The organism is Caulobacter sp. X, from assembly GCF_002742635.1.
Classification (GTDB): Bacteria; Pseudomonadota; Alphaproteobacteria; order Caulobacterales; family Caulobacteraceae; genus Caulobacter.
Genome location: NZ_PEGF01000001.1, coordinates 2220568 through 2237995 on the forward strand (window position 1 = coordinate 2220568; position 17428 = coordinate 2237995).

Genomic DNA, 17428 nt, shown 5'->3' on the forward strand with positions numbered 1-17428 from the left:
TTCGCTAGGGAGCGCGCCGTCCCCTGAACAGGTGGCTGACCAGCGACACCAGGAACAGGATCAGGAAAACATAGAACAGGATCTTGGCGATCCCCATCGCCGCGCCCGCGATGCTGGTGAAGCCCAGCAGGGCGGCGATCAGGGCGATCACCAGGAAGGTCAGAGCCCAGTTCAGCATTGGCCTCTCCGGATTGGCCCGGCGGATCGCCGGGGCGGATTGTCGGTCATCGAGCCCTTATGGCCTCGCTTCCTGACAACGCGCCCGGCGCGCCGGACGTTCCGGCGAGATCGACTATTCCGGAGCCGGATAAGCCCAGCCCTGGGCGCCGGCCTTGGCGGCGGCGTACTGGCTGTCGGCCAGAGTCCAGTTGACCAGGTTGTCGAAGAAGGCTTCCAGGAAGGCCTTCCGCAGGTTCTGATAGTCCAGATAGTAGGCGTGCTCCCAGACATCGGCGACCAGCAGCGCCGTGAGGCCTTGGGTCACTGGGCTCTCGGCGTCGTGGGTCGAGATGATCTTCAGCGCGCCCGAGGCGTCCGAGACCAGCCACACCCAGCCCGAGCCGAAGTGGCCGATACCTTCGGCGACGAACTTTTCCTTCAGCTCGGCCAGGCCGCCGAAGGTGCTGTCGATGGCCGCGGCGAGTTCCACGCCCGGCGCGGTCTTGGTCGGGCTCATGCCGTCCCAGAAGAAGGCGTGGTTCCAGGCCTGCGCGGCGTTGTTGAACACCTTGCCCGGACCGGCGGACTTGATCACCGCTTCCAGCGAGCCCTGGTCGTCGCCGTTCAGCAGGCCGTTCAGGGCCGTGACATAGGCGGCATGGTGCTTGTCATGGTGGAAGTGGAGCGTGTTGGCGGAGATGGTCGGCTCCAGCGCGTCGTAGGCGTAGGGCAGGTCCGGCAGCTTGTACATGTTCACTCCATGGGAAGGCGTTCCCATGAAGGGAGGAGCGGGAACGCGACGAGGCATCTAGAGGCGCCGGCGCGAAAGTGTAAGTCGCCAGACGCATGATCTTGGTCAAATTTTAGAGATAAATTCCCTTTGAAACTTGGGGTTTCCGGCGCCTCAAAAAGACATCGCCGCCGCCAGAGGGTACCGGCGGCGGCGATGCTGTGCTCGGGTCAATATCTTCAGCGCTGCGGCGGCTTGGGATCCAGGAAGGCCTTCGCCAGCGACGCCGTGAGCGTCGGATTCTTCAGCGCGATGATGCCGGCCGCCAGACCGATGCCCAGCGACATCAGGGGACGTTCCCGGACGATATCGACAACCTTGCCGGTCAGGTCGAATCCGCCTTGCGGAATCTCCTGCTGGCTGGTGCGACGGTTCTCGACCTTGCGCGCGGCGATCATACCGGCGATCGCGACGATCAGGGCCGCGACGGCGGCGACGATGGCTGACGCCCCGGCGGCGCCAACCCGCGGCAGCAGGATCGCGTACAGCGCGAAGGCGGCGGAAACGACGCTGACAGCGGCGGCGGCGGCGATCGCCGCGGCCGCCGCCAGGGTCATGAGGGTTTTCTCGAACATTACCGGTTGTTGCTACGGCCGCCAGCGATCAGCAGGCCGATCAGGACGCCGACGCCCACGCCCGCGAGGGTGGCGGTGATCGGGCGCTCACGCACGCGCTCGGAAACGTAACGCTGGGCTTCCTCGATCTGCTGGCCGGCGGTGTCGGTATAGGCGCGGCTTTGGGCGCGGAGGGTTTCGAAGCCTTCGGCGACCGACTTCTCAACGCGCTTGGCGGCCTCGGTCAACGAGACCCGGGCGGCGTTGGCGGCCTCGGCGAAGCTGCGCTCGGCGTGTTCCACGGCTTCCAGCGTCGCGCCCTTGGCCTTGTCGGCTTCCTTGGCGGCGGGATTCAGAGAATTGGCGGGCATGGTCATCTCCTGTTCGCGACGCGACCGACCGGGACGCGGGAAGCGGCGTCCCGACAACGCCGCACTCGTCGCTGCGGTTCCACGATACTCAAGGACCCCAAGCTTCACCACTCGAATCCGCCTGCTTAAGGGCCCTGATTCAAAGGCGCTCGCGCCGGACGCGAACCAAGTTTAAGGTCGAATCATGGACGACGCCCCAATCGTCAGCGACGACCGCCAGGAAACCGCCCGCCTCAAGGCTTTGCGCGCGCTTGGAATTCTGGATGGCGAGGTGAATGAGCCGCGCCTCCTGCGGGTCGCGCGGCTTGCCTCCCGGCTGTTCGACGCGCCTAAGGCCGCCGTCGCGCTGGTCGACCAGGACCGCATCTGGCGCAAGGCGTTCGTCGGCTATGCGGGTCCGGAAGCCCCTCGGTGCAACGACCTCGCCGACAAGGTGGTCTCGACCGGCAGAACAATCGATCTGGCCGCGCCGATCCGCGACAGCCAAGGCCACATCCTGGGCGCGCTGGTCGTCGAGGGGCCGGGCGCGCATGGCCTGACCGCCGCTGAAGACCTTCAGGCGCTGGAGGATCTAGCGGACCTGGCGGCCGAGGTCCTGACGGCGAAGCCCGAGGGCGACAGAACGCTGGAGGGCGAACGCCTCAACCTCGCCATCACCGCGGCGGCGCTTGGCGAGTTCGAATGGGACATCAAGCGCGACGTCTTCAAGATCAGCCCTCGCCTAGCCAAGGTCGCCGGGATTGCGCCTGGCGTGATCCCGTCCGAAAACGGCGCGGCGCTGTTTCCCTACATCCACCCCGAAGATCGTGAGATCGCCCGCGAGACAATCAACAGGCAGCTCGCCGAGACCGGCCGCTACAGCCTTGAATATCGCCGTCTTCCCGACGCGGACGGCCGAGCGGTCTGGTACCACGGGTCGGGCGTCATGCTGTTCGGCCCGGACCACGAGCCGACCTATCTGATCGGCGTTGTCCAGGATATCAGCGAGCGGAAGGCCGAGGAACAGCAACGCGAAGCCCTCGTCGCCGAGCTGGATCATAGGATCAAGAACCTGCTGGCGGTCGTCCAGTCGGTCGCCGCCCAGTCGGCGCGCAAGTCCGCCTCGCTTGACGTCTTCCTCAAGACATTCGCCGCGCGCCTGAAGTCGATGAGCTCGGCGCACGACCTGCTGAGCGCCGCCCGCTGGCGCGGCGCGACCCTGGCGCGGATCGCCGCCGCCGAGCTCGGCGGTCTCGCCCCCACCCAGACCCGCTGGGACGGCCCGGAGCTGTTCCTGACGCCGCGCGCCGCCGCGGCGCTGTCGCTGGCGCTGCACGAACTGGCGGTCAACGCCGTGCGCTACGGCTCGCTGTCGACCGAGAACGGCAAGGTCGAGGTGGTCTGGCGGCGGACGCCGGACGGCGGTTTCGCCCTTGAGTGGCTGGAGACCGGCGGGCCGCCCGCGGCGGCGCCGGCGACCAAGGGTTTTGGCGCCACGCTGATCGAGGATGTCGCCGGCCGCGAGCTGGGCGGCTCGGCCAAGATCAACTATCGCTCAAGCGGCGTCACCGCCATGATCGTCGGCGCGGCCGAGGCTCTGGCCGACGCGCCGCCGGTCGAACCGGTCAGCGCCGCTCCCGAACGGATCGTCGAGACCGTGGTGGCCGCCGACGAGACCGTGAGGCCGGGCGCCATCGCCGGACTCAAGGTGCTTATCGTCGAGGATTCGTTGCTGCTGGCCCTGGAGCTGGAAGCGGGCCTGGAGGACGCCGGCGTCGAGGTCGTGGGCTGCGCCGCCGAATTGGGCGAGGCGCTGTCGATGGTCGAGAAGGACTTTGACGTCGCGGTCTTGGACGCCGACCTGAACGGTCAGTCGGTCGCCCCCGTCGCCGAGATCCTGCGCAGCATGGGTCGTCCCTTCGTGTTCGCCACGGGCTATGCCGACAAGGCCGCGCCGATGGGCTTCGACGCCCCGATCGTGCGCAAGCCGTACAACGTTCACCAGATCGCCCGCGCCGTGGCCGGGGTCACGGGTCGGGCCTGAGCCATGCTGATCCGCGCCGCCGCGCCGCGAGACCTGGACGCCTGGACCGCGCTCCGCGTCGCGCTCTGGCCGGATGATGATATCGCCGACCACCGCGAGGAGGTCGCCGAGGCGCTCGCCTCGGAGAAGGACATCATCGCCTTTCTGGCGGAAGCGCCGGGCGGCCGGCTCGCGGGCTTCGTCGAGGCGGCCTTGCGCCACGACTATATCAACGGCTGCGAAACCTCGCCCGTCGCGTTCGTCGAGGGACTGTACGTGCGCCCCGAGTTCCGCAACGCCCAGGTCGGGCGCGCGCTGTGTGAAGCGGTCGCTGACTGGGCGCGTCGTCGCGGTTGCACGGAGCTGGCGTCGGACGCCTTGGCGGACAACCTCGAAAGCCACGCCTTCCATCAAGCGATAGGCTTCGAGGAGACCGAACGGGTGGTCTATTTCCGCAAGGCGCTCTGAAGCGTCCTAGATCACGCTCCGCGCCCGCAGATCCGCCAGGGCCTCGGCGTCCAGACCCGCCAGCTCGGCCAGGACGATGTCGGTGTGCTCGCCGAGCGTGGGGCCCGGCCAGCGCACGGTCCCAGGGGTTTCGGTCAGGCGAGGGAAGGCGTTCTGCATCTTCACTTCGCCGAACACCGGATGCGGCACCGTGACGATGGACTCGCGGGCCTGGAACTGGGGGTCCTTCAGCATGTCCGGCGCGCGGTAGATCCGCCCCGTGGCGAGGCCCGCGGCTTCCAGCTTCGGCAACAGCTCTTCAATGTCCTGGTCCGCTGTCCATGCGGCGATGCGCGCGTCGAGCTCGGCCTGATGCGCGCCGCGCGCCGCATGATCGCGATAGCGGGGGTCATCGGCGAGATCGGGGCGGCCCATCAAATCGCAGAGCCGCTTGAACAGCGTGTCCTGATTGGCCCCGATTAGCACCAGCTCGCCCGACTTGGTCGGATAGACATTCGACGGCGCGATGCCCGGCAGCACGGCGCCCGAGCGCTCGCGGATATAGCCGGTGAGGTCGTATTCGGTGATCAGGTTCTCCATCACCGTCAGAACGCTCTCGTAGATCGCCGCGTCGACCACCTGTCCCTTGCCGGTCCGCTGGCGAGCGTGCAGGGCCATCATCACGCCGAGCGCCGCATTGAGGCCGGAAAGGCTGTCGCCGATCGAAATGCCCGCTCGCGCCGGCGGCCGATCGGGCTCGCCGGTGATATGGCGCAGGCCGCCCATCGCCTCGCCGACCAGCGCATAGCCGGCGCGCCTCGAATAGGGGCCGGTCTGGCCGAAGCCGGAAACGCGCGCCATGACGAGGCCCGGATTGGTCTTCGCCAGGGCCTCATAGCCCATGCCCCACTTCTCAAGCGTGCCGGGCCGGAAGTTCTCGACGACCACGTCCGCCTTGGCGATCAGCGTGCGCGCGATGTCGCGGCCTTCCTCGGTGCGAAGGTCGATGGTCACGGACTTCTTGTTGCGGCCGATCACCGGCCACCAGGGCGACAGGCCCTTGGGCTTGGAGCGCCCCCACTGACGCATCGGATCGCCGACCTTGGGGTCCTCGAGCTTGATCACCTCGGCGCCGAAGTCGCCCAACACCTGTCCGCAAAAGGGACCGGCGATCAGCGAGCCCATCTCGATCACGCGCAATCCGGCAAGCGGGCCTTCGGTCATCAACATGTTCCCCAGCTCCACGGGAACCGATCACGGCCCCGTGATGTTCTTTTGGCACGACGGCGAACCGCGGCGCCGAAGTTTGATCCCTCTCTAACAAAAAAGAACCCAGGGAAAGACAAAGCCATGACCCGTCACCTGATGATCGTCAGCGCCGCCGTGGCGGCGCTGAGCCTCGCCGCTTGCGGCCAGAAGTCCGACGAAACCAAGGGCGCCGCGACGCCGGCCGAGCAAGCCGCCACGCCGGACGCCAATCCCGCCGCAACGGTTCCCACGCCGTCGGACGAGACCAAGGCGGACGTCTTCGTCGCCAAGGCCGCCGCCAGCGACATGTTCGAGATCGAGGCCGCGAAGATCGCCGCCAAGCGCTCGACCAATGCGTCGGTCAAGAAATTCGCCGCCGACATGCAAAAGGCGCACACCAAGACGACCGATGAGCTGAAGGCCGCGATCGCCGCGTCGGGCGCGGCGCTCACCCCGCCGACCATGCTGCCGCAAGACCTGCAGGACAAGCTGGACGACCTGAACAAGGCTGACGCCAAGGACTTCGACAAGAAGTACGCCGACAGCCAGGTCGACGCCCACCAGGCCGCCCTGAACCTGCTGCAGCGCTACGCCCAGGACGGCGACACGCCCGCCCTCAAGTCGTTCGCCGCAGCCACCGCCCCGAAGGTCCAGGAGCACCTGAACATGGCCGAAGGCCTGAAGAAGGGCTTCGACACCGGCGAGGACGTCGCCAAGGATAACGCCAAGCACTAAGGCTTGCGTCGCTTTGCGAGAACGAGCCCGCCGTCATCGAGACGGCGGGCTTTTTCGCGTCAGTTGCCGACCGCGACCGTGTTGTCGTCGCTGTTGCGGTCGATCACCGTATTGTACGGATCGATCCCCGCGAATTTCGGCTTCTTGGCCACCGTGAAGGTGAAGGTCTGCACGCCCGAACGGATCGGACGACGCTCGTAAAGCAACACGTCCTTGGCGTTGAAGCCTTTGTCGCCAGGCTTGGCGGTAAAGACACCGACGTCCATGGTCTCGTTCAGGGCGGCGGAGGTCTCCTTGCCCTTGCCGTCGGCGTACTTCTTCTGGGCGTCCACCGTGACCGTGACGTCGAACTTCCCATCAGGCCGCGCCTTCACCGAAGCGGTCTTGGCCTTCAGGTCGTACAGCGTGATCTTCTCGAACAGGTCGGTGATCAGGGCCTGCTTGTCCGCCGGCGCCTCGGCGCGGAGGAAGGTCAGGAAGTCGGTCGTGATCGGATAGGGCGCGCCCTTGAAGGCGTACTGGGCGATCAGCTTGCGGAGCGCCCGGTTGACGACCTCCTCGCCGACCTCGTTCTGCAGGCGGTACATGACCAGCGAACCCTTGCGATAATAGACGTAGGGCTGGCCTTCGACCTTGGCCAAGGGCTGCTCGTCGATCACGTCGCCGCCGCGGGCCCGCAGATAGCTGTCCAGCTCGAACTTCAGGAACTTGCGGATCTGGTCCTCGCCATAGGCGTGCTTCATGACCATCAGGGCGGAATACTGAGCGAAGGTCTCGCTCAGCATGGCGCCGCCCTGCTGGTCCGCGCCGATCACCTGGTGGGCCCACCATTGGTGGCCGATCTCGTGCGCCCCGACATAGGTGACCATGTCGATCTTGGACGGATCACGATAGTCGGAGATGAAGAACAGCCCTTCCGACCACGGGATGGTGTTGGCGAAGGACTGCGCGAACTGGGCGTAGTCCGGGAACTCCTGGAAGCGCAGCTGGCGGAACTGGTAGGGGCTGAAATTGGCCTGGAAGTAGTCCAGCGACCGCTTCATGCCGGTCTTCATCCGCTCGATGTTCCAGGGATGCTGGGCGTCGTAATAGACCGCCAGCTCGACGCCCTTGTAGGTCTCGCGCGAGACCTGATAGCGCGCCGACTGGATCGACACGAACGGCATGATCGGGGCCTCGGTCACGAAGCGCGCGATGCGGCGACCATTCTTGACCGTATCCGAGACCTTGTAGCCCGGCGCGATCGGCGTCTGATCGGCCTCGGTCGAAACGGTGATGTCGGAGCTGATGAAGTCGGCGTCCTTGCGCAGGCCATTGAACTGGCGGGATGCGACATCGCCCAGCTTGGCCATGCGAAGTTCGGGCGGCAGGCCGTACTTCCGGCGTTTGGCGCGATCCTGCAGGAGGCCTTCGCGCGACATGCCCAGCAGCGGCGCGATCTCCAGGTTGTTCACGAACGAGCCGTTGTCGACGATCCGGCGCTCCTGGTCGCTGTTGGGGAAGCCGCGCTGGGCGCGCAGGGTGATGAAGCTCATCTTGCGGCGTTCGCCCGGGCGCATCGGCGTGTCGAAGGCGAAGATGCGGTAATTGAAGGCCTCGAAGGTCTTCTTGGGCCGCGCCCCCTCGATCGACAGGCCCTTGACCTGCAGGTCGCGATCGAAGCGGACGTGGATTTCCTTCAGCGGCGCGCCCGTCTTGTTCTCCAGGACATAAGAGCCTTTGGTCTCGATGCTGGGCGCGTGCGGACGCAGGTCGACGTCAAGCGTCATCGCCACGATCTTGGGCTGAGGCGTGTTCTCGAACGGCAGCAGGGTCTTTTCGTAATCGGCCTGCCACTTCTCGTTGTCGATCTTGGTCCGGTAGGGGTTCCAGACGTTGGTGTTCAGGTAGATGTAGCCGCCGGCGGCCGCGAAGACGGCCAGCGAGAGGGTCATCAGGATCCCCGCTCCGCCGTTCAGGCGCTCGGGGAGGCGGCGCAGGCGCGGCAGAAGCCGGCTCTCGGTCCCACGGCGCCACAGAGCATGCGCCAGCACCAGCAAGACCAGCGCGAAGGCGCTCCAGTAGACCCGCAGCCACCAGGCGCCGATCCAGAACTTGCCCTGGCCGTTCATGTCGGAGAACGGCGTCGATGTGACCGAGCCGTAGTTGTAGAGCTTGTGCTCGAAGCCCAGGTTCACGAAGGTGATGGTGGTGATCAGATAGATCACCATCAGCCCCCAGCCGATGAACTTGTGCGGGCTCACCGCCTGCAGGAAGACGGCCAGCGCCGCCAGCAGGATCCAGTCCACCGACTGCGGCAGCAGGTACCAGAGCAGGTACTTCTCGAACTCGAAATTGAAGTAGCCGTGCAGGGCTTGGCTCAGCACCGCCGCCAGCACGCTGATCAGCAGGGTCGAGATCAGCACTAGGCTGATCGCCAGCGTTTTGGGAACGACGAACGCCCAGTCGGGAACGGGGGTGGCGTCGATGATCTCGTGGGTCTTGCGCTCGCGTTCGCGCCAGACCAACTCGCCCGAGTAGTAGATGGCGATGATAATCGGGATCAGGCTGAACGAGCCCAGCAGAGGCTCGATAAGAACGCGCGTGACGGGATAGATGACGCCGCCATAGGTCCCTGCCTCGGTCGCGAACCACAGCGAACCCATGGCGTTGGCGAGGCCCAGAAACAGCAGCACGAAATAGGCCGGGCTCTTGAATACCTGGCCCATGTCCAGCCGCGTGCGAACCACCAGCTGCGCCCAGGCGGTCTGGCGATCGAAGCGGGGCGTGGGCAGAGGTCCGGCCAGGGCGGATGGAGGCGCCTCATCAGCCGCCCCTTTCGTCGCCTTGATCTTACGCTGACCCGAGAGGTCAGCGGACTGGAACCGGAAGAGGCCGTAGGCCAGCGTCAGGAACCCGACCGCCAAGGCGCTCACGAAAATGCGGTTGAACAGCAACGCGCCCGTGAGCGGCGGCACAAGGGTGTTGCGTTCGCTGGCGGTCCAGTAGCGCGTCGCCTGGCCAAACGCCGAAGCGCCCAGCGGCTCCCAATAGGCCGCGATCTTGGCGTATTCCGGCCGACGCAGAGCGATGCCCGCGACGATCCAGAGCACGATGAAGGCGATGACGCCGACATAGGTCCACATCATCGACCGCGTGACCGTGGCCAGGGCGAAGAATAGCGCCGAAGTCAGCAGGATCGTCGGCAAGGCCAGGACGAAATAGGAGAAGAGGTAGGCGTGGAGATCGTTCGGGCCCAGCCGTTCCGGATCGATCCAAGGCATGAACGAGCCCAGCCAGATGGCGAAGGGCACGACCAGGAACGAGATCGCCGCGGCCAGAACGGCGCCGGTGAAGCGGCCATACAAGTAGTCGAACTTGCGCACGCGGGTGGACCGCAGGATCGGTCCAAAGCCGGTCTCGTCGTCGCGGACCACCACATTGGCCACGAAGGCCGTGGTCACGAACATGTAGAAGATCGACAGGATGATATGCGTCTGGGCGATGGCGAACGGGGCGTTCTTGTGGATGTTGCCGCCGCCGCCGATGCGGATCTGGTCGATCGTCGCCGCCCCGAAGGTCAGCAGGAAGAAGATGGTCGCGACCACCCAGAAGACAGGCGACTTCAGCTGGTAGCGGAGCTCGAAGCCCGCGATCTTGCGAAACATTGGCCGCCCTCCGTCAGGCCGCGCGCCGCGTGGTCGAGAGGGTGGAGAAATAGACATCCTCCAGCCCGCCCTCGACCGGCGTGAAGCCGTCGCCCGGATTGTCGTCGGACTCGATATGGATGATGGTGCGTCCCGCCAGGAGACGGGTCGAGATGACCTTGTAGCGAGCCTTGGCCGCCTCGAGCTCGCTCTTTTCGATGGTCTTCTTCCAGATGCGGCCCTGCAGCTTGGCGACCAGGTCCGCCGGCGCGCCCTCGCTGACGATGCGGCCATCGCAGATGATCGCCATGGCCGGGCAGAGGTCGGAAACGTCCTCGACAATGTGGGTGGAAAGGATCACCACCACGTTCTCGCCGATCTCGGCCAGCAGGTTCAGGAAGCGATTGCGCTCTTCGGGGTCGAGGCCAGCAGTGGGCTCGTCGACGATGATCAGGCGCGGATCGCCGATCAGGGCCTGGGCGATACCGAACCGCTGGCGCATGCCGCCCGAGAAGCCGGCGATCGCCTTCTTGCGCACATTCCAGAGGTTCACCTGATTGAGCAGGTGCTCGACCGTCTCCTTGCGGTCCTTGGCGTTGGCGATCCCCTTCAGAACGGCCATGTGGTCCAGCATGTCGTAGGCCGACACCCGCGGATAGACGCCGAAGTCCTGCGGCAGATAGCCCAGCGTGCGGCGCAGCAGTTCCGGGGTCTTCAGGACGTCGATGTCGCCGAAACGGATGTGGCCGGAGGTCGGCGCCTGCAGGGTGGCGATCGTGCGCATCAAGGTCGACTTGCCCGCGCCGTTCGGCCCCAGAAGGCCATACATCCCGCGCGGGATCGTCAGATTGACCTCGTCCAAGGCTTTGACGCCGTTGCCATAGACGTGGGTCAGGTTCTCGATGATCAGCATGAACGTTCCGTCGCCCCCGAATGCCGCCCAAATATCCCCACACCGTCATGACTCGGCGGCGCGGATAGGGGCAAGTGAAAGAACGTTTAGGCGAGACCTTCAACCCAGGGATTCTGGAAAGCTCTCACTTTCGAGCTGGCGCCTCCGAACGTGCGACGAGGGTTTTTGCGGGGGCGGTTTGGGTCTACAGGAAGCGCCATGACGACTTACGCCTTTCCCCCGCACGCCCTTCCGACGGTCCCGGTGGAGGGATCGGACGCGGTATTTCCCGTTCGCCGGATCCTTTGCGTCGGCCGAAACTACGCCGCGCATCGGCGCGAGATGGGTGGCGACGAGCGCGATCCGCCGTTCTTCTTCGCCAAGCCCGCGGACGCGATCGCGCCGCTGCGCGCTGAAATCCCCTATCCGCCCGCGACCAGCGACCTGCACCATGAGATCGAACTGGTGGTGGCGCTGAAGGCCGGCGGATCAGACCTGACGCCGGGACAGGCGCTGGACTGCGTCTTCGGCTACGCCGTGGGCGTGGACCTGACGCGGCGCGACCTGCAAGGCGCGGCCAAGGCCAAGGGCCAGCCTTGGGAAGCCGGCAAGGCCTTCGACGCCAGCGCGCCGATCAGCGCCATCCGCGTCATGGGCGAGCCATTGCCCGAAGCCGCCGTCACGCTGTCCGTCAACGGCGGCGAACGCCAGCGCGGCCAGATCGGCGATATGATCTGGAGTGTCGCCGAAGTCATCGCCAAGGCCTCTTCGCTCTGGACCCTGGCGGCTGGCGATCTGATCTTCACCGGCACGCCAGAAGGCGTCGCCGCCATCACGCGCGGCGATAGGGTGGTCGGCGAGATCGACGGCGTCGGCCGGCTGGAATTCATCCTCGTCTGAGGTCCCCATGAAGCTCGTCCTGCACAGCGCCAAGCGCGCCAGCGCGCCCTATCGGGTTCGGATCGGCCTGAATCTCAAGGGCCTGGATTTCGAGCTGCGGCCGGTCGATCTGGTGACGAACGCGCACCAGACTGACGCCTACCGCACGCTCAACGCCCAAGCCCTGGTGCCCACGCTGGAGGTCGACGGGCGACCGCTGACCCAGAGCCTGGCGATTCTGGAATGGCTGGACGAAGCGTTTCCGGAGCCCCGCTTGCTGCCGACCAATCCTTTCGACCGGGCTGCAGTGCGCGCCATGGCCGAGATCATCGCTTGCGACATCCATCCGCTGAACAACCTGCGCATCCTGCGGGCTTTGACGGCCCTGGAGATCGACGAGGCTCAGCGCAACGCATGGGTCACGCGATGGATCTCGGATGGCTTTTCCGCGTTGGAGCCGATGGTCGCCCGTCATGGCGGCGCTTTCGCCTTCGGCGACACGCCGGGTCTCGTGGATTGTCTTCTGGTTCCGCAAGTGTTCAACGCCGGCCGCTTCAACGTCGACCTCTCGCCCTTCCCAGCGATCCAAGCCGCCGCCGCCCGCGCGGCGCGGCACCCGGCCATCGCGGCCGCACACCCCGACCACCATCCGGAGCGCTAGATGCTTGAGGATCTGAAAGCCAAGAACGCCGCTTGGTCGAAGAGCAAGACCCAGGTCGATCCCGACTTTTTCAAGCGCCTCGAAGGCCAGCAAAGCCCGGAATACCTGTGGATCGGTTGCAGCGACAGCCGCGTGCCGGCCAACGAGATCGTCGGCCTGGACCCCGGCGAGCTGTTCGTCCACCGCAATGTCGCCAACCTGGCTCCGCCGCAGGACGCCAACTATCTGAGCGTGCTGCAGTTCGCGGTCGACGTGCTGAAGGTCAAGCACATCATGGTCGTCGGCCACTACGGCTGCGGCGGCGTGGCGGCGGCGATCGATGGTCAGCGCCGCGGCCTCGTCGACCATTGGCTGCATCCGATCCGCGAAGTCTGCGCCGAGCACAAGCACGAGCTGGCGCAGATCCCGGACAAGCGCGCCATGCTGGATCGTTTGACCGAACTGAACGTCGCCCGCCAGGTCCGCAACGTCGCCGCCGACGTCTTCGTGCAGGACGCTTGGGCGCGCGGCCAGCAGCTGGCCGTGCACGGCTGGGTCTATTCGCTGCACGACGGCTTGGTCACCGACCTCGACATCGGCATCGCCAGCCTGGCCGACTATGAGCGCGTCGTCGCCGAGTCGATGGCCGGCTGAACGCGGGGCCTTCGACGTCAGGCGTCGAAGGCGACCGTGCCCGTGCTGAGATCGTAGCAGGCCGAGACGATTTTCAAGCGCCCTTCCTCCAGCCGCTCGGCCAGAACGCCGTCAGACACTTTCAGACGGCGGGCGATGTCGCGAACGTTCTGACGGATCGCGGCGTCCTGCAGGTCGGCCGGATGCTGCTCCTCGGCTTCGATCACCGCCGGCAGGATCGGCAGCACCATTTCATGCAGGGCGCCATGCAGCTCGGCGTGCTTGGTGGCGACGTCCACCGCCGCGCCCACGGCCCCGCACTTGGTGTGACCCAGGACGACGACCAGCGGCGCGCCCAGGTGTTCCACGGCATAGACGATCGAACCGAGACCTTCGCGGCTGACGGTCGAGCCGGCGACGCGGACCACGAAGAGTTCGCCCAGATTGCAGTCGAAGATCAGTTCCGGCGCGGCGCGGCTGTCCGAGCATCCGATGATCACGGCGAACGGCTTCTGGCCCTTGGACAGCTCGGCCACGCGGGCCATCGAGGGCAGGGAGATGTTGGCGCCGCCTCGGGCGAAGATGGCGTTGCCCTGTTTCAGGCGACCGAGTGCCTCGTCCGGGCTGATGGCCATGTCAGCGGGCGCAGGCGCGTGAGCCGGCTCCGGCTCCATCGGCTTCACCGTCGCTAGCGCCTTGTCCAGCGCGGCTTTGTCGGTCGACTGGTGCTTGATCGCGCGCCGCGTGCGCCGGCCCTTTTTGGTCAGGAGACTGGGCGAGCCGCCTTCGCCCTCGGCGAAGGCCAGGGCCGGCGCCGCAACGCCGATGAGCGCGCCCAGCAGCAGTCGTCTCGAAACCATCTCGTCCCCCGACGTCGATCAATGTCGGAGAACAGCTAGACCAGAACGGCTCTAAGGAACGTTAACCGCGCCCTACAGCGGCAATTCAACGCGCTTGACCACCGTGCGCATCGCGATGCTGGAGCTGACCCGGACGACCCCGGGAATACGGGTCAGCTCCTGCGCATGGACCCGTTCAAGATCGTCCACGTCCCGAACCACCAGCCGCAGCAGATAATCCGACCCGCCGGTCATCAGGTAGCATTCGGCGACTTCGCGCACGCTCGCTATGGCCTTCTCGAACGCGCTCAGCGCCGACTCCGCCTGGGACGACAGCGTCACGGTCACGAAGACGCTGAGCGGCAGGCCGACCGCGCGCTCGTCGATCACGGCGGCGTATCGACTGATCACCCCGGACTCTTCCAAGGCCCTGACCCGACGCAGACAGGCGGACTCGGATAGATTCACCGCCTCGCCCATTTCCACATAGCTGGCTCTCCCCCGCCTCTGCAGCAGGTTGAGGAGCTTCCGGTCAAAACCATCGAGATTGGCGGCGGGTTTCGTCATGCTTCGCCCATCCGGCGCAGGAATCCTGCATCAATATAGCGCCGAAGCACGAAATCACCAAGGAAACTGCGCGGTCCGAAGAGCAGAATTCCAGGAAAGCGCTTTTGGAGGAAGCATCATGCGGGTTGGCGTCCCATCAGAGATCAAACCGGGCGAGCACCGGGTCGGCCTGACGCCGACGGCCGTCCGTGAATATGTCGGCCACGGCCATACCGTGCTGGTCCAGTCGGGCGCCGGCCTCGGCGCCGGCTACGCCGACGAGGCCTATGTGAAGGCCGGCGCGACCATCGCCCCCGACGCCGCGGCGGTGTTCGCGGGCGCTGACATGATCGTGAAGGTCAAGGAACCGCAAAAGGTCGAGTGGGAAAAGCTCGAACCGCGCCACATCCTCTTCACCTACCTGCACCTGGCGCCCGATCCGGCTCAGACCGAGGGCCTGCTGAACAGCGGCTGCGCGGCCATCGCCTACGAGACCGTCACCGACGCGCGCGGGGGCCTGCCGCTGCTGGCGCCGATGTCGGAAGTCGCCGGGCGGATCGCCGTCTTCTCGGCGGCCGAAACCCTGCTGAAGCACAATGGCGGCATGGGCCTGCTGCTCAGCGGCGTACCGGGCGTGCCCCCAGCGCGCGTGGCCGTCCTGGGCGGCGGCGTCGTGGGCAGCAACGCCGCCCGCATGGCCGCGGGCCTGGGCGCCGAGGTCGTGGTGCTGGAGCGCTCGATCCCGCGCATGCGCGAGTTGGACGACCTCTATCAAGGCCGCATCCTGACCCGCTACTCGACCTTCGCCGCCGTCGAGGACGAGATCCTCAAGGCCGACGTCGTGATCGGCGCGGTGCTGACCGCCGGCGCGGCCGCGCCGAAACTGGTGCGCCGCGAGCACCTGAAGCAAATGAAGCCAGGCTCGGTGCTGGTCGACGTCTCGATCGACCAAGGCGGCTGCTTCGAGACCAGCAAGCCCACGACCCACGCCCAGCCCACCTATGTGGTCGACGGCGTCGTGCACTACTGCGTGGCCAACATGCCGGGCGCCGCGCCGCGCACCTCGTCCGAAGCCCTGGGCAACGCCACCCTGCCGTTCGGTCTGGCGCTGGCCGACAAGGGCCTCGACGCGCTGAAGGCCAATGTCCACCTGGCGCGCGGCCTCAACGTGCTGAAGGGAGAGCTGACTCACCCGGCCGTCGCCGAGGCGCTGGGCAAGACGTCGATCGACCCCTACGGGGCCTGGAAGTAGTTCGAAGAACGTCTCCCCGGCTCAGGCCGGGGAGCGATCACGCCGCGAAGCGGGCGATGTCCTGGCGGCTGCCGATCATGTCCAGCACGTCGTTCATCCGGAAGCCCGGATCGACGGGATGCAGGGCGTCGTAGACCGAGCGGGCGAAGGCCAGGTCGGCGGCCGTCTTGACCCGCCAGTCGAGGCGCGACCAATCGCGGGGTGCGGTGAGGTGCGCCTGGCTCCAGCGGCCGGGCTGATTGCGGATTGCAGCGGTGGGCGAGATGCGCGCCATCGGATCACGCTCCTCGGCCGCGGCCGCTTGCAGTGCGCCAGCCTTGATCACCTCGACCTCGAGACCGGCCGGATAGGTGCGCTGGACGCGGTTGGACGTGTAGTCCGCGCCGCTGGCCAGGGCTAGGCGGATGGCCTCGTCGATGACGCCCGGATCCACGAACGGCGCATCGCCCTTCAGACGAACCACGTGGCTGACCGAACTGATCGTCTCGGCGCAGCGGGCGATGCGCGCCAGGATATCCGCGCCCGCCCCGCGATGGACCGTGTAGCCGCGCGACACCAGAAAGCCCGCCAGGGCGTCATCGACGGTGTCGGCGCTGGTCGCGACAATGATCTTGGAAAGGCAGCGCGCGCCGCGCAGGCGCTCCAGCTGGCGGATGATCATCGGCTCGCCGCGAAGCGTGGCCATCGACTTGCCCGGCAGTCGAGTGGACCCCATGCGGGCCTGCAGCACGGCGAGGATCATGTCGCGTCTCTCCCTCAGTTGGGATCAAGCTAGGCTGGAAGTCTTAAAATCCGAGTGAACCATAGGGTTAATAGGCGTTGACGGTCTTCGGCCGGAGATCGCGTCCGCGACCTTCGACGGGATCATTGTCCGAAGTGATTCTAGGAACGCGCCAGAGAAACCGGCGCGTCGGCGAGACCTCTGTCAGGCGACCCAACGTCGCGGGTCGAGCGCGACCGGATCGTCGATCGCCATCTCGTCCCAATCCAGATCCGGCGGCGGGCTCGAGGCCGCGGCCACCACCGCCGACAGTTCGGCGGCCGAGTTGACGCCCACCAGGACGGCGGAGCCTTCCGGACGCGAGAGCGCGAAGCCCAGCGCCGCCTGAAGCGGATCCGAGCGGCCTTCGGCGATCATGCGGCGCACGCGCGACAGACGCCCAGAGGCGCCCTTCAGCTGGGCCGGCACGCGATCGGGCGGCAGGAACAGCAGGCCATTGAGGAAGATCGAGCGCAGGTGCACCTCGACCCCCATGCCGGCGATACGCTGCAGCGAACCGTCGGCCAGCAGGCGCTGGTCAAGCAGACTGGCGGGCGCCTGCAGGATATCGGGCTTGAAGCGCTTGGCGACGCCGACCGGATCGTCGGACGCGTGGGCGGCGACGCCGATCTTGGCGAACAAGCCCTGGTCCTTCATGCGCTGGAGACGCTCCCAGAGCGCCGGACCATGCGCGCCGAACAGTTCCGACGGCGAATGAACGATGATGGCGTCCGCGCGCTCAACGCCCAGGCGGCGCAGCGTGGCGCGAGCCTCGGCCTCGACATAGTCCGGGCCGCGATCGGCGCGACCGGCGGCCAGGGTGACGCGGAACGGCGTCGGACGCGGCAGGAGCTCGCCGAGAATGGTTTCGGCGCGGCCAAACAGGCCGGAGGCGTCCAGCACGGACAGACGGGCGCGGGCGGCGATATTCAGAATCTCGCGGGTCTCGACTTCGGGCGAGCGGCCGCGCGGCGCGGAACCGCTGCCGTCGAGGCCGAACTGCGCGGCCGCGAGACCCAATTTTGAGACCGAAATGGACATGCCATCCGTGCGGG

18 protein-coding genes are annotated in these 17428 nt (G+C 66.6%); 7 read left to right on the plus strand and 11 right to left on the minus strand.

Translation table 11 applies throughout. The features are described from left to right. Window positions 1-4: 4 nt before the first annotated feature. The 4 genes from CSW60_RS10265 to CSW60_RS10280 form a co-directional block, all read right to left on the minus strand. On the minus strand, window positions 5-178 hold the full coding sequence (locus tag CSW60_RS10265; RefSeq protein WP_013081098.1) for a DUF1328 domain-containing protein: 174 nt from the start codon (window positions 176-178) through the stop codon (window positions 5-7). A 114-nt stretch (window positions 179-292) separates the two neighbouring features. Continuing rightward, window positions 293-910 carry a superoxide dismutase gene (locus tag CSW60_RS10270; RefSeq protein WP_099537147.1) on the minus strand — a complete coding sequence of 206 codons (618 nt, stop codon included), beginning with the start codon at window positions 908-910 and terminating at the stop codon, window positions 293-295. A gap of 218 nt (window positions 911-1128) precedes the next feature. Continuing rightward, a complete protein-coding gene (locus CSW60_RS10275; RefSeq protein ID WP_099537148.1) occupies window positions 1129-1524 on the minus strand; it encodes a hypothetical protein in 396 nt (131 codons plus the stop codon). Further along, window positions 1524-1874, minus strand: coding sequence for a hypothetical protein (locus CSW60_RS10280; protein ID WP_099537149.1), 351 nt, complete (start codon window positions 1872-1874; stop codon window positions 1524-1526). The genes CSW60_RS10275 and CSW60_RS10280 overlap by 1 nt, the downstream gene beginning before the upstream one ends. 184 nt (window positions 1875-2058) lie before the next feature. On the opposite strand from CSW60_RS10280, the gene CSW60_RS10285 reads away from it, so the two are divergent. Both CSW60_RS10285 and aac(6') read left to right on the plus strand, forming a co-directional pair. Beyond that, window positions 2059-3897, plus strand: a complete 1839-nt coding sequence (locus tag CSW60_RS10285; protein WP_099537150.1) for an HWE histidine kinase domain-containing protein — start codon at window positions 2059-2061, stop codon at window positions 3895-3897. 3 nt (window positions 3898-3900) lie between these two features. Continuing rightward, window positions 3901-4344: an aminoglycoside 6'-N-acetyltransferase gene (gene aac(6'), locus CSW60_RS10290; RefSeq protein WP_099537151.1), complete on the plus strand. Its 444-nt coding sequence runs from the start codon at window positions 3901-3903 to the stop codon at window positions 4342-4344. Between the two features lie 6 nt (window positions 4345-4350). On the opposite strand, the gene CSW60_RS10295 is transcribed toward aac(6'), so the two are convergent. Continuing rightward, window positions 4351-5553: a CaiB/BaiF CoA-transferase family protein gene (locus CSW60_RS10295; protein ID WP_099537152.1), complete on the minus strand. Its 1203-nt coding sequence runs from the start codon at window positions 5551-5553 to the stop codon at window positions 4351-4353. Window positions 5554-5673: 120 nt separating this feature from the next. On the opposite strand from CSW60_RS10295, the gene CSW60_RS10300 reads away from it, so the two are divergent. Further along, window positions 5674-6306: a DUF4142 domain-containing protein gene (locus tag CSW60_RS10300; RefSeq protein ID WP_099537153.1), complete on the plus strand. Its 633-nt coding sequence runs from the start codon at window positions 5674-5676 to the stop codon at window positions 6304-6306. Window positions 6307-6365: 59 nt separating this feature from the next. On the opposite strand, the gene CSW60_RS10305 is transcribed toward CSW60_RS10300, so the two are convergent. Together CSW60_RS10305 and CSW60_RS10310 are read right to left on the minus strand one after the other, a co-directional pair. Next, the gene (locus tag CSW60_RS10305) at window positions 6366-9953 is read right to left on the minus strand and encodes a M1 family aminopeptidase (protein ID WP_099537154.1); all 3588 of its coding nucleotides are present in this window, start codon (window positions 9951-9953) and stop codon (window positions 6366-6368) included. A 13-nt stretch (window positions 9954-9966) separates the two neighbouring features. Beyond that, on the minus strand, window positions 9967-10845 hold the full coding sequence (locus tag CSW60_RS10310; RefSeq protein ID WP_099537155.1) for an ABC transporter ATP-binding protein: 879 nt from the start codon (window positions 10843-10845) through the stop codon (window positions 9967-9969). A 198-nt stretch (window positions 10846-11043) separates the two neighbouring features. Here CSW60_RS10310 and CSW60_RS10315 point away from each other — a divergent pair, with 198 nt between their 5' ends. The 3 genes from CSW60_RS10315 to CSW60_RS10325 are packed head-to-tail and all read left to right on the plus strand — an operon-like array spanning window position 11044 to window position 12997. After that, complete coding sequence (locus tag CSW60_RS10315) at window positions 11044-11724, plus strand: fumarylacetoacetate hydrolase family protein (RefSeq protein ID WP_099537156.1); 681 nt, start codon at window positions 11044-11046, stop codon at window positions 11722-11724. A gap of 7 nt (window positions 11725-11731) precedes the next feature. Next, window positions 11732-12364 carry a maleylacetoacetate isomerase gene (gene maiA, locus CSW60_RS10320; protein WP_099537157.1) on the plus strand — a complete coding sequence of 211 codons (633 nt, stop codon included), beginning with the start codon at window positions 11732-11734 and terminating at the stop codon, window positions 12362-12364. Continuing rightward, entirely contained in the window at window positions 12365-12997 is a 633-nt protein-coding gene (locus tag CSW60_RS10325) for a carbonic anhydrase (RefSeq protein WP_099537158.1), read from the plus strand. Window positions 12998-13014: 17 nt separating this feature from the next. On the opposite strand, the gene CSW60_RS10330 is transcribed toward CSW60_RS10325, so the two are convergent. Together CSW60_RS10330 and CSW60_RS10335 are read right to left on the minus strand one after the other, a co-directional pair. Next, entirely contained in the window at window positions 13015-13836 is an 822-nt protein-coding gene (locus CSW60_RS10330; protein ID WP_099537159.1) for a carbonic anhydrase, read from the minus strand. 72 nt (window positions 13837-13908) lie between these two features. Beyond that, the gene (locus CSW60_RS10335) at window positions 13909-14382 is read right to left on the minus strand and encodes an Lrp/AsnC family transcriptional regulator (RefSeq protein ID WP_066687871.1); all 474 of its coding nucleotides are present in this window, start codon (window positions 14380-14382) and stop codon (window positions 13909-13911) included. A 118-nt stretch (window positions 14383-14500) separates the two neighbouring features. Here CSW60_RS10335 and ald point away from each other — a divergent pair, with 118 nt between their 5' ends. Beyond that, on the plus strand, window positions 14501-15613 hold the full coding sequence (gene ald, locus CSW60_RS10340) for an alanine dehydrogenase (RefSeq protein ID WP_099537160.1): 1113 nt from the start codon (window positions 14501-14503) through the stop codon (window positions 15611-15613). 37 nt (window positions 15614-15650) lie between these two features. Here the strand turns inward: ald and CSW60_RS10345 are convergent, their stop codons facing one another. Next, window positions 15651-16355, minus strand: a complete 705-nt coding sequence (locus CSW60_RS10345; protein ID WP_099537161.1) for a glycosyltransferase family protein — start codon at window positions 16353-16355, stop codon at window positions 15651-15653. A gap of 183 nt (window positions 16356-16538) precedes the next feature. After that, the gene (locus tag CSW60_RS10350; RefSeq protein WP_099537162.1) at window positions 16539-17414 is read right to left on the minus strand and encodes a bifunctional regulator KidO; all 876 of its coding nucleotides are present in this window, start codon (window positions 17412-17414) and stop codon (window positions 16539-16541) included. Window positions 17415-17428 lie beyond the last annotated feature (14 nt).